Source organism: Pseudoalteromonas sp. MMG010 (genome assembly GCF_018100905.1).
Classification (GTDB): Bacteria; Pseudomonadota; Gammaproteobacteria; order Enterobacterales; family Alteromonadaceae; genus Pseudoalteromonas.
Genome location: NZ_JAGJEG010000003.1, coordinates 91,165 through 103,164, shown reverse-complemented (window position 1 = coordinate 103,164; position 12,000 = coordinate 91,165). Strand labels below are relative to the sequence as shown.

9 protein-coding genes are annotated in these 12,000 nt (G+C 40.5%); 1 reads left to right on the top strand and 8 read right to left on the bottom strand.

From position 1 onward, the window contains the following. Positions 1–25 precede the first annotated feature (25 nt). Positions 26–1,387 (top strand): glutathione-disulfide reductase, encoded by a 1,362-nt coding sequence (gene gorA / locus J8L70_RS05400; protein WP_211054465.1) that lies wholly within the window; start codon positions 26–28, stop codon positions 1,385–1,387. 92 nt (positions 1,388–1,479) lie between these two features. Here the strand turns inward: gorA and tldD are convergent, their stop codons facing one another. From tldD to J8L70_RS05360, 8 genes are read right to left on the bottom strand one after another with little or no spacing between them, the layout of a single operon-like run. Further along, a complete protein-coding gene (gene tldD / locus J8L70_RS05395) occupies positions 1,480–2,919 on the bottom strand; it encodes a metalloprotease TldD (RefSeq protein WP_211054464.1) in 1,440 nt (479 codons plus the stop codon). Then, a complete protein-coding gene (locus tag J8L70_RS05390; RefSeq protein ID WP_211054636.1) occupies positions 2,916–3,743 on the bottom strand; it encodes a carbon-nitrogen hydrolase family protein in 828 nt (275 codons plus the stop codon). Before J8L70_RS05390 ends, tldD begins: the two co-directional genes overlap by 4 nt. Continuing rightward, on the bottom strand, positions 3,736–7,584 hold the full coding sequence (locus J8L70_RS05385) for a YhdP family protein (RefSeq protein WP_211054463.1): 3,849 nt from the start codon (positions 7,582–7,584) through the stop codon (positions 3,736–3,738). Before J8L70_RS05385 ends, J8L70_RS05390 begins: the two co-directional genes overlap by 8 nt. Beyond that, positions 7,584–9,056 (bottom strand): ribonuclease G, encoded by a 1,473-nt coding sequence (gene rng, locus J8L70_RS05380; RefSeq protein ID WP_211054462.1) that lies wholly within the window; start codon positions 9,054–9,056, stop codon positions 7,584–7,586. Before rng ends, J8L70_RS05385 begins: the two co-directional genes overlap by 1 nt. Before the next feature lies 1 nt (position 9,057). After that, positions 9,058–9,627, bottom strand: coding sequence for a nucleoside triphosphate pyrophosphatase (locus J8L70_RS05375; RefSeq protein ID WP_211054461.1), 570 nt, complete (start codon positions 9,625–9,627; stop codon positions 9,058–9,060). Further along, a complete protein-coding gene (mreD, locus tag J8L70_RS05370; RefSeq protein WP_211054460.1) occupies positions 9,627–10,106 on the bottom strand; it encodes a rod shape-determining protein MreD in 480 nt (159 codons plus the stop codon). The genes J8L70_RS05375 and mreD overlap by 1 nt, the downstream gene beginning before the upstream one ends. Beyond that, positions 10,099–10,941 carry a rod shape-determining protein MreC gene (gene mreC, locus J8L70_RS05365; protein WP_211054459.1) on the bottom strand — a complete coding sequence of 281 codons (843 nt, stop codon included), beginning with the start codon at positions 10,939–10,941 and terminating at the stop codon, positions 10,099–10,101. The genes mreD and mreC overlap by 8 nt, the downstream gene beginning before the upstream one ends. Continuing rightward, positions 10,941–11,984 carry a rod shape-determining protein gene (locus J8L70_RS05360; RefSeq protein ID WP_211054458.1) on the bottom strand — a complete coding sequence of 348 codons (1,044 nt, stop codon included), beginning with the start codon at positions 11,982–11,984 and terminating at the stop codon, positions 10,941–10,943. The genes mreC and J8L70_RS05360 overlap by 1 nt, the downstream gene beginning before the upstream one ends. Between the last annotated feature and the right edge of the window lie 16 nt (positions 11,985–12,000).

Here is a 12,000-nt window from a genome sequence, read left to right as displayed (position 1 = left end):
TTTTAAATGAACTTGAGGACATAAAATGACACAACACTTTGACTATATTGCCATCGGTGGTGGTAGTGGTGGTATTGCCTCGGCAAATAGAGCCGCCATGCGTGGAGCAAAAGTCGCACTTATTGAAGCTAAACATATGGGCGGCACCTGTGTAAATGTAGGGTGTGTACCTAAAAAAGTAATGTGGCATGGTGCTCAAGTTGCCGAAGCAATTAATTTATATGCGCCAGATTACGGCTTTAATGTTGAAGTTAAAGACTTTAATTGGAGTAAATTAGTCGAAAGCCGTGAAGCTTACATTGGTCGTATTCATAAAGGTTATGATAATGGCTTAGCGAGTAACGGCGTACATGTAATCAAAGGTTTTGCTAAATTTATAGATAACAAAACAGTTGAAGTAGAGGGTACACAATACACTGCCGATCACATTTTAGTGGCAGTAGGCGGACGTCCAACTATTCCTAACATCCCTGGTGCTGAGTTGGGTATCGACTCAAATGGCTTTTTTGAACTAAACGAGCAACCAAAGCGTGTTGCTGTTGTGGGTGCAGGTTATATCGCCGTTGAAATTGCAGGCGTATTACACAGCTTAGGTACTGAAACACATTTATTTGTTCGTAAAAATAAACCTCTACGAAGCTTTGACCCTTATATCATCGATACGCTTACCGATATTATGGAAAAAGAAGGCCCGACTCTTCATACCGAGTGTTCGCCAAAAGAAATTATTAAACAAAGCGATGGTAGCTTAACGATTCACTTTGAAAATGGCTACAGTCAAAATGTTGATCACGTAATTTGGGCGATTGGGCGTACCCCTACAACCGATAAAATTAACCTTAGCGCTGCTGGTGTCGAAGTTAATGAAGGTGGTTATGTAAAAGTAGATGAGTATCAAAATACGACGGCTAAAAATATTTATGCTGTCGGTGATATCATCGAAGGCGGCATTGAGCTGACTCCGGTTGCAGTTAAAGCAGGGCGCACTTTATCAGAGCGCTTGTTTAATAAAGACTTACCTAACGATTTAAAAATGGACTATAGCCTAGTTCCAACCGTGGTATTCAGTCATCCTCCTATCGGAACAATTGGTTTAACAGAACAGGAAGCCATATCGCAGTACGGTGACGAAAACGTTAAAGTGTATAAATCGGGCTTTGCCGCTATGTATACCGCCGTCACTCAGCACCGCCAAGCATGTAATATGATGTTAGTGTGTGCTGGCGAAGATGAAAAAGTTGTTGGCTTACACGGTATTGGTTTTACTGTTGATGAAATGATTCAAGGCTTTGCCGTAGCAATGAAAATGGGCGCAACTAAAGCCGATTTTGATGCTGTGGTCGCACTGCATCCTACAGGTTCAGAAGAGTTTGTTACTATGCGTTAAGCACTTAGTTTTAACAAAAAAGCTTTGCTGTTTTACAGCAAAGCTTTTTTTAACGGTCTCGCCGCAAGATGTTATTTCACTTCTTACTGCTTCTATGCAGTACCGCCGACAGTCAGTTCATCGATTTTCAAGCTTGGTTGACCAACGCCTACCGGTACACTTTGACCATCTTTACCGCATACACCTACGCCTTTATCTAAAGCAAGGTCATTACCTACCATTGATATTTTTTGCATCACTTCAGGGCCATTGCCAATTAATGTTGCGCCTTTAATGGGCTGAGTGATTTTACCGTTTTCTATTAAGTAAGCTTCTGAAGCACTAAATACAAACTTACCTGAGGTGATGTCTACTTGCCCACCACCAAAGTTAGGAGCAAATACCCCCTTTTTAACTGAACTTATAATATCAGCTTGGCTATGTTCACCACCTAACATGTACGTGTTAGTCATACGTGGCATAGGTAAGTGTGCGTATGATTCACGTCGACCATTACCAGTTGGGTTCACACCCATTAAACGTGCATTTAACTTATCTTGCATGTAGCCTTTTAAAATGCCATTTTCAATTAATACATTATAAGCTGCGGGTGTCCCTTCATCATCTACATTTAGTGATCCACGACGATCTGAAATCGTTCCATCATCAACCACAGTACATAGCTCTGAGGCCACTTTTTCACCAACTTTACCACTAAATGCCGACGCCCCTTTACGGTTAAAATCACCTTCAAGTCCATGTCCTACTGCTTCATGTAATAACACGCCTGGCCAGCCTGCACCGAGCACCACTTCCATAGTCCCTGCGGGTGCATCAATCGCTTCTAGGTTTACTTTTGCTTGGCGTACTGCCTCTTCAGCAAACTCCATCCAACGCGGCTTACCATCGACTAACTCTTTAAAATAACCGTAGTCTAAACGTGCACCGCCACCTGCACCGCCTCGCTCTCTGCGGCCATTTTTTTCAAGTAATACCGAACAGTTTAAACGTATTAATGGGCGAATATCGGTGGCAAATGTACCATCACTCGCTGCAATTAATACCTCTTCGTATACTGCCGACATTGAACTAATAACTTGCTCTGCATCGGGAGCTAGTTCACGAATATAATTTTCAAGCTCACGCAGTAAACCAACCTTATCACTATCACTCATACTTGAGATGGGTTGATGCGGTGCATATTGCTGTTTGGCACTGACATTACTAAATACTTGAACTGTTTTATCTTGCCCTGCATCGGCAATACTGCGTGCAGCGGTAGCGGCTTTATTTAACGCCTCTAGGTTAATTGCATCAGAGTATGAAAAACCTGTTTTTTCTCCACTAACAGCGCGCACACCAACACCACGCTCTACATTGTATGAACCTTCTTTCACTAAACCATCTTCGAGTACCCAAGACTCATGATGGCTTGATTGAAAATATAAGTCGGCATAATCCACTTTATGTTGATGAATGTAGCCCAGTGTTTTTTCTAATTCTTCACGTGTTAATTGGCTATCTTGAAGTAAATGCTGTTCAACCGAATTCATAATAATTGCTCTTTAAATCGTTGATGAGATTGCACTGGCATATCTCGTCGAATGAGGTGTAGTGATGTTAAATTTAGCTCGCTAGTGATTGCGCCCATGCCATCGGGCAATTCACTTATTGTATCACCCCAAGGTGAAATAATAATACTGTGGCCATAGGTATGACGGCCATTTTCGTGATGACCTGATTGGGCCGCTGCCACAATGTAAGTCTGCGTTTCAATCGCTCTAGCTTTTAATAGTGTATGCCAATGAGCTTGCCCTGTTACAACGGTAAACGCACTTGGCACCAATATAATTTCAGCGCCTTGGCGCGTTAATGCATTATATAGTGCACCAAAGCGCATATCATAACATACCGTTAAACCTATTTTGCCAAATGGCGTTGCTAGAACCACAACATCGTTACCCTCTTGGGTAAAGTCAGACTCTCTATACTGCTGTGTTTTATCTGCGACAGTGACATCAAATAAATGCATTTTGTTGTAACTTGCAACAATCTCGCCTTGATCGTTAAATAAGTGCGATGCTGCATAATATTTATTTTTGCCATAGGGTTCTGGCATCGTGCCGGCATTTAGCCAGATTTTATGAGTTTTACATAGCTGGCTTAACTGCTGTTTATAATGCTCACTGTGTTGTGCTGTCGCTAAAGTATCTTCTCCACTTTTAGCAAAGACTAAAAATGCTTCTGGTAAACAGACTAATAACGGGCGCTTGCTAGGTAAATGCGCTAATAAGGCTTTTAATTGTGCCATATTTTGCTCTGGGCTAATACCTGAGCACATTTGTAAGGCAATAACTGCTGAGTTGATATTACTCATTGGTGGCGCTGGTGTTTGCATCTTTTAACTTTAATTCAACCGCAGCTTGGGGCTGATTTTGAGCCGCTTGTGGTAAGGTGACTTCGCGGCTCTTTCTGTCTAACTCTTGTACGATAGGCTTGCTCATGGTGCCTGTTACTTTAAAATTAATTTCAGAGATCACCCGTGCAGAGTGGATAACTTTATCAATCGCTAAAGCGGCAAGTCCCGTAACAGGGTTAACCATCCATGCTACGATAACCGGAATGCTTGAAGTTACTTGCGGTGCCACTGCTAAATCATAGTTTATATCAAGGGTATTTAGGTTTGCATAACCTTTAATCGTTAAATCTGCGGGCACACCGTCCATACTGGTATCTTTAGTGTATGCAATTCCTTTATCTAGCTGCAAAGTGCCTTGCATGCTGTTATAAAAAAAGCCTTTTGAAAATACGTCTCTAAAATCGAGTTTTAATTTTCGCACTAATGAATCCAAACTCAGTAAAGAAAACACCCGTGCACCGCCATCACTAATTTCGGTTAAATGGCCTTCACCTAATTGCCACTTTATCTCACCCGATAAGCTTCCAATATCGACTGCATAAGGAGCGCCTTGCCATGCAAGGTTATAGTTAATTTCGGCATCGGAGTCTTTAACAGTGGTCGTAATATCAAATTCATTTAATAAAGCCCCAATATTGTCACTTTTTAGCTCACCTTCTAACTGAGTTTTACCACCTTGCCACTGACCAAAAGCACGCAGTTGGTGTTCGCCTTTATCAACAAATAATTCAGGTATCGTTAACCGCGTCCCATCGCCTGCCAATGACGCATTAACTTTATCAAGTTGATAGCTATCAATTTTACAATCACCACAGATAAACTCAATGGCAGGTAAATTTGCCAGCCAAGATAAATCTAAAGGTTGGCTTGGTGTTTCTATTGGCGGCTGTGAATCGTTAAAGTTCACTCGTAAATAATCACTATTAATACGTATAGGCTGATCTGCTGCATGCGGTAAAAACACCTCAGCTCTTAGCTCTTTCGCACTCAGTTTTAGTTGCATATCATTGTTATAGGGCGCTAGGCGTAAATCAACATCATTAAATTGTGCGCTACTGACGGATAAATTATCAACATGTGCTACCACTTGATTAAAAGCAGGCATGATACTGTTATTTTTATTAGTTGGTTGCTTAGCAAGCTTTGTTATTTGATCAACCACTCCTAGCCAAGGTATCAACTCAGTTTGCTCTAAATTAATAGCCACCTCTAAACCACGTTGGTTTAGCCCTAAATTTTGCGAACCTAAAATAAAATGAGCATTGCTAAACTGGGTTTTTCCATTTTCTAATATCGCATTAAAGTAAAATGCATCGTTTACGTTACTGGTTATTAAGTTAGATATATTATCACCTTGAACCACCACGCTTAATGGCCAAGCCTGCTCATCGGTTTTGTTATAAGGTGTTGGTAACTGGCTAGAAATACCAATTAATGAAGATGTGACATCAGCTCTATAATTAAAGCCTTGCTCAGTAAAGTTTAATCCTAAGTCAACCGCGATATCACTTTTCCCAGTAATAAAGCCATCAAGTAAGCCGTTACCATGCTCAATAAATGTTTGTGCATTTGCTAGTAAGTTAATATTTACGTTTGCTTGGTATTCGTTATTATTTGCTGCACTGGTGTAGTTAATATCAAGTGGCATTCCAAGCCACGATCCCGTGGCTTTAGTTAGGCTTATTTTATCATTTTCAAAATGTACAACCCCACTCACATCATCAACCTGTATCCCTGGAGCGGCAATAAAAACAGGGTTTTTATTTAATGTAATATCACCACTCACACTTGCCCAATTTTTATATTTAGAACCAATTAACAGCTCTATATCGGCATTTGCCTGGCCTTTACCTTGCACGACTTCAAATACATTTGCTAACGGGGTTGCAAGCGGTGTTGCGGCAAAAAAGGCATGCATTTTTGCCATGTCAGCTTTTTTATTAATCTTAATTTTAACTTCATCAACATCAGTTAAATCAGCAATACTAACATGTACTGCATCTTCAATAGACAGGTTAACTAAATGCCCCTGTTGCGAAAAAATGTCCATTCGTTGATTATTAAATAACAGCTTAACTTGTGCTTCAGTGACCGCAGGCCATTTAGAATCAAACGAAAAGCTCGCATTGTCTATTTGTGCTGCAACACTAAACTGCCCATTACTTTCTGAAAATGGGTAACCATTTTGTAATGGACCCGAAAACAAAACCTGAGCTTGCGTTACTTCTCCTGCTAAGATGCCATCAGATAAATAATCCACTAACCCCTGCGGCATCACTTTTAGCGGAAAATAATGTTCAGCATTTGTCGCATCGGGTACATAAACCTCTGCATATAAATCTAACCTGGGGATATCTGTCAGGCTGAGCTGCATTTCACCTGCAAAGGTAAGCTCATTGTTATCAAACCATAAATTGTCGCTGCTAATTTGCCAGTAGCTATCACGTTTGACTAAATCTAACTCAATATTAATTTGGTTATAAGCAATAGGGTGCTTAAAGCTAGTGCCGGTTGCTAAAGTACCGTCTTCACCAAAAATGCTAATACGCCCACGCTGAGGACTTAATTGCCCATTAATTCTTAATGCTTGAGCCGCTGGGATACCATTTTTTTCTTGCCAACCAAGCTGTTGACCTTCAAACCATAGTTTCCATTTATCGTTATTACTATAACTAATATAGGCGTGTTTAATTTGCCCCGTCGGATTACGTTCGGTTAAAGGAGCAAGTTGTTTAAAGTTTGTTAAAAGCGCTAAATCGTTTAATAAACCAAAGTCTACTTGTTGTAACCATAGTTTATTTTGCTCCCCAAATAATGCTTCAAACTCTAAACTAGGCCATGCTTTATCATTGCTGCTTATCGCTAAACCGGTGCTCTTTAAGTGCCAGCTTTCTTGCTCAGGGAACAGGTGAAATCCCCCTTCGCTTAAACTTATCTGTTGCGCTTGTTGGTTTTCTTGCCAACGGATAAAGCTTGGTAACCACTGCATATTAACATCACTGATCAAGCCTTTATCTATGCTCAACCAAGCTTGTAGATTAATATCACTATGCAACTGTTGTTTTTCAGTGTTGATAAACTGTGCGAGCCAATTGGTAACATCCACATTAGCAACTTGTAAGTAGATATCTCCCGCCATCGCTTCAAGTGTATCGCCTTGCAGCGCTATATGCGCATCAAAACTACCCACTGAAATACCCGGCAAAGCTAAGGTACCACTGCCTAAGTGTTGCTGTTTTTCGTTTTGCCATACGATATCGTTAAATAAAATTTTACGCTCAGTACCATCACGAAGCACAAAATTAATACTACTATTCTCTACAGCAAAGTGGCCTGTTTCACCAAGAAACAGCTCTTCTATTAGCTCTATCTGCTGAAACGATACATCCTCATCATCATTTCGATTTAAGACATTTGATACGTTAACGGTGGTGTGAAATCCATTAATTACAAAGTAATTAGATTTTATTTGAAAGGTTTTTATACTTTCCCATAAATTCAGTTCTAAGCTGGTTTTTGCGATAGTTAATGCAATGGGAGAAGATTCATTATTTTTAAACGATAAGTCTTCTAATACTAAAGCGGGGCCATTGCCATGCCAACTCGCCGATATGGTGCCTATGGCAAGATTAATATTAAATTTATCGTGTAAGTAGTGCTCTAAATTACCTTTGTAATCATTAGCATAAGGGAGAGTATATTTTAATATTGAAACAATAACGGCCAATAATACCAAAGTTATGGCGCAAATTTGCCATAACTTTCGTAAACAAAAAAAACAGACCGTCTTCGCACTCATTACATCATCACCACATCAAACTGCTCTTGACTATATAAGCTCTCTGTTTGAATGTTGACCTGCTTACCTATAAATAGTTCAAGCTCTGCTAAGTTATGATATTCATCATTTATTAGTGCCTCGCTTACAGCGGGGGCAGCATAAACCATAAACTTATCGGCAGCATACGCTCTATTAACCCGCACTATTTCACGTAAGATTTCGTAGCATACGGTTTCGACTGTTTTTTGTGAACCGCGCCCTGAACAAGCTGGACATACATCACATAACACATGTTCTAAGCTTTCTCGTGTACGTTTACGAGTCATTTCAACTAAACCAAGTGCTGATAAGCCATTAATATTTGCTTTTGCTCTATCTTTACCAAGTGCTGCTTCAAGTGAATGAAGTACGCGGCGCTTATGCTCTTCGCTTACCATATCAATAAAGTCGATAATGATAATACCGCCTAAATTACGTAGCCTTAGCTGTCGTGCTATTGCTGAAGTGGCTTCGACATTGGTATTAAAAATAGTTTCTTCTAAATTACGATGGCCTACAAAAGCTCCGGTATTAACATCAACGGTAGTCATCGCTTCGGTTTGATCGAATATTAAATATCCCCCCGACTTTAATGTCACTTTTCGATGCAGCGCTTTTTGAATTTCGCTTTCAACATCAAATAAATCAAAGATTGGGCGTTCGCCTGGGTAATATTCCAACACTTGCGATAATAATGGGACAAACTCATCTGTAAATACTTTTAGCTCTTCATATGAAAGTCTGGAGTCAACTCTGATCCTTTCCATATCTTCCCCGACATAATCACGTAAGGTTCTAAAAGCAAGAGTAAGGTCTTCGTGAAGTATTGTCGCTTTATTGGTTTTTTGACGGCGACTGGTTATTTTTTTCCATAATTTACGTAAGAATTCAGCATCATGCCTTAACTCTGCTTCAGCAGCGCCTTCGGCTGCGGTTCGCACAATAAAGCTGCCATCTTCATCACCGTATTCCGCCACGATGTTTTTCAGCCTTGAGCGCTCGGCTTCTGTTTCAATACGCTGACTAACCCCTACATGCGTAGCATCAGGCATAAAAACTAAATAACGAGATGGTATGGTAATATCGGTCGTTAACCGAGCCCCTTTAGTGCCAAGAGGGTCTTTCACCACTTGCACCATAATATACTGGCCTTGGCGAACAAGCTCTCGAATATCTTGTACTTTTTTAACGGGTTCGTCGTCAACACCTTCTACAATTGAAGCGCTGTTAACAATATCTGATGCATGTAAAAAAGCGGCTTTATCTAAGCCGATATCCACAAAAGCAGCTTGCATACCAGGCAACACACGGCTGATTTTACCTAAATATATGTTGCCAACAATCCCTAGATTGCCAATACGCTCTAACTGTATCTCTTGTAATACACCGTTTTCAATTAAGGCAACACGGCTCTCACTTGGTGTGACATTGATCAGTAATTCTGTGCTCATATTACCTCTTTAAAAATCTGGTTAATAACGCTTCTGTTTCATATAAAGGTAAGCCGACAACTGCAAAATAGCTACCCGCAATATGGGTAATAAAACGCCCGCCTAATCCTTGTATACCATAACCTCCCGCTTTATCATGCGGTTCGCCTGACTGCCAATAGGCGGTAATTTCTTCGTCTGTTACGGTTCTAAAAGTCACATCAGTACTTACGACACAACTTAATACTTGTCGCTCATCGGCAAATGCAATGGCTGTAAGTACCTGATGTGTGTTACCAGATAGGCGCTTAAAGGTTGTATAAAAATCATTAAAATCGACAGGCTTAACTAACGCTTGGTTATCTATAACCACCACCGTATCGCTTCCTAAAACGGGACGATCGGTATAGCCTTGTTGCACACCGGTTTGTGCTTTTAAGCGCGCTAAGCGCTCAACGTAAACCTGGGGGGATTCATTATTATTTTGGCTTTCATCAGCATCGACACTAAATTGTGTAAACTCAATACCTAATTGACTTAAAAGCTCTTTTCTTCGAGGTGAGGCCGAAGCCAAATAGATTGCGGTAGTCATTACCTGATCCTAAAATGTCTTCTGTATTTACGTAATAGTAAAAATACCCACGGCCAGCTTATCATGCCTGTTACTACCGGCCATAAGTACTGTGGATTAAAGTAAACACCCAGTAAAAAATGATTCAGCCAAAACTGAAGTAAGTGGTACAAGGTTAAAAATAAGCCAACTAAAATCCCTTGTTGCCAAAGTGAAAAGTTTCTTATTTTTTGAAAATTACTTGCCGTCACAAAAATACAAATAGAGTAGGTTAATGAGTTAACACCTAATGGCGAACCTGAGGCTAAATCTATTAATAATCCCACAACCCATGCTGTCGCAATATTAAGGCGGTGTGGTAGCGCAAGAGACCAATACATTAAAACTAACAGCACCCAATCAGGTCTATATGGCTCGAGTGAAAACGGCAATGGCATTAAAGCGATAACCAGTGCAAAAAAGATAGTAATTGCAATCAACAATGAATATCGATTAATCATCGCTAATTTGCTCCTGTAAATTACGCCATAAAATCACTAATAAGCGAATACGATCTAGCTGTGCAATCGGTTCGGCGTAGACTTGCGCAAAGGGACGTCCTTCATCGCGATTAATTTCGGTCACAACAGCAACAGGGTAACCTTCAGGAAACGTCCCCCCTAAGCCAGAGGTAACCAGTACATCACCGATTCGAATATCTAAGCTATGTGGTACATGTGAAAGTTTAACCAGATTGATTTTGCCAATACCTTCAACCACCGTACGTACATCATTTCGCAAAATGCGAACCGGCGTTGCGTGTGTAGTATCTGTCATTAATAATACGCGAGAAGTGGTTGTGCCCACTTTAGTGAGTTGCCCCACGACTCCCATTTCGTCTATTACAGCTTGTCCTTCACTTAAGCCGTCGGTGGTACCACGATTAATCACAACTTGATGACTATATGGGTTTGAATGTACCGATAGTACTTGGGCAATAATTTTACGATTTGATTGCTTCGCGGATGAACCGAGTAATGCGCGTAATTTTTGATTTTCTCTGGCTAAAAATTGATATTGTTGCAATTGTTCACTTTGTAACATTTGCTTTTCTGTCAGTACTTTATTTTCAGTGAGTAGCTGCTCTTTTGTATGTAAGCTTTTCGCTCCTAAGCTAAATAACTCATACGGTAGATTGGCAACATAAATAAGTGGGGTTACTAGCGTATTTAAGCTGGTACGAACAACCGTCCCCCCCTGGGTATACCTATCGCCAATAATTAACAGCACACTCAAAAGCACTGCGACAAAAAGTCGCAGTTGCAAAGAAATAGTTCGACCAAACATTAACTTCATTAGTCGTAACTAAATACGTCACCGCCATGCACGTCTATCATTTCTAGCGCTTTACCACCACCACGAGCAACACAAGTTAATGGATCGTCAGCAACCACCACCGGAATACCGGTTTCTTCCATTAGTAAGCGATCTAAATCTTTTAATAATGCACCGCCACCTGTTAATACCATGCCATGTGCAGAGATATCAGATGCAAGCTCTGGAGGTGACTGCTCTAATGCAACCATCACTGCACTCACAATTCCCATTAATGGCTCTTGTAATGCTTCTAAAATTTCATGCGAATTTAATGTAAATGAACGAGGAACACCTTCAGCAAGGTTACGTCCGCGTACTTCAATTTCAATCGGTTCATCCGTTTTAAAAGCCGAACCTATTTGGTGTTTTATACTCTCTGCGGTCGCTTCACCAATTAGGCTACCAAAATTACGACGAACATAATTAATTATTGCCTCATCAAACTTATCGCCACCGATACGTACTGATGATGAATACACCACACCATTGAGTGAAATAATAGCAACCTCAGTGGTACCACCACCGATATCAACAACCATTGAACCTGTTGCTTCCGATACAGGTAAACCGGCACCAATTGCCGCCGCCATAGGCTCTTCAATTAAATACACTTCACGGGCACCTGCCCCCATTGCAGACTCACGTATAGCACGTTTTTCTACTTGTGTTGCTCCACATGGCACACAAATCAAAACACGTGGGCTTGGTCGCATAAAGTTATTGTTATGAACTTGCTTGATAAAGTGTTGTAACATTTTTTCGGTAACATAAAAATCGGCAATAACACCGTCTTTCATCGGTCTAATTGCTTTAATATTACCTGGTGTACGACCTAACATTTGTTTTGCTTCAGTCCCTACTGATGCAACACTTTTAGGTCCACCAGCACGCTCTTGGCGTATAGCAACCACTGAAGGTTCATTTAAAACAATACCTTCTTCTTTAACATAAATTAGGGTATTGGCTGTACCCAAGTCGATCGATAGATCGTTTGAAAAAATACCACGGAGTTTTTTAAACATGAGGCTGGATGACCTT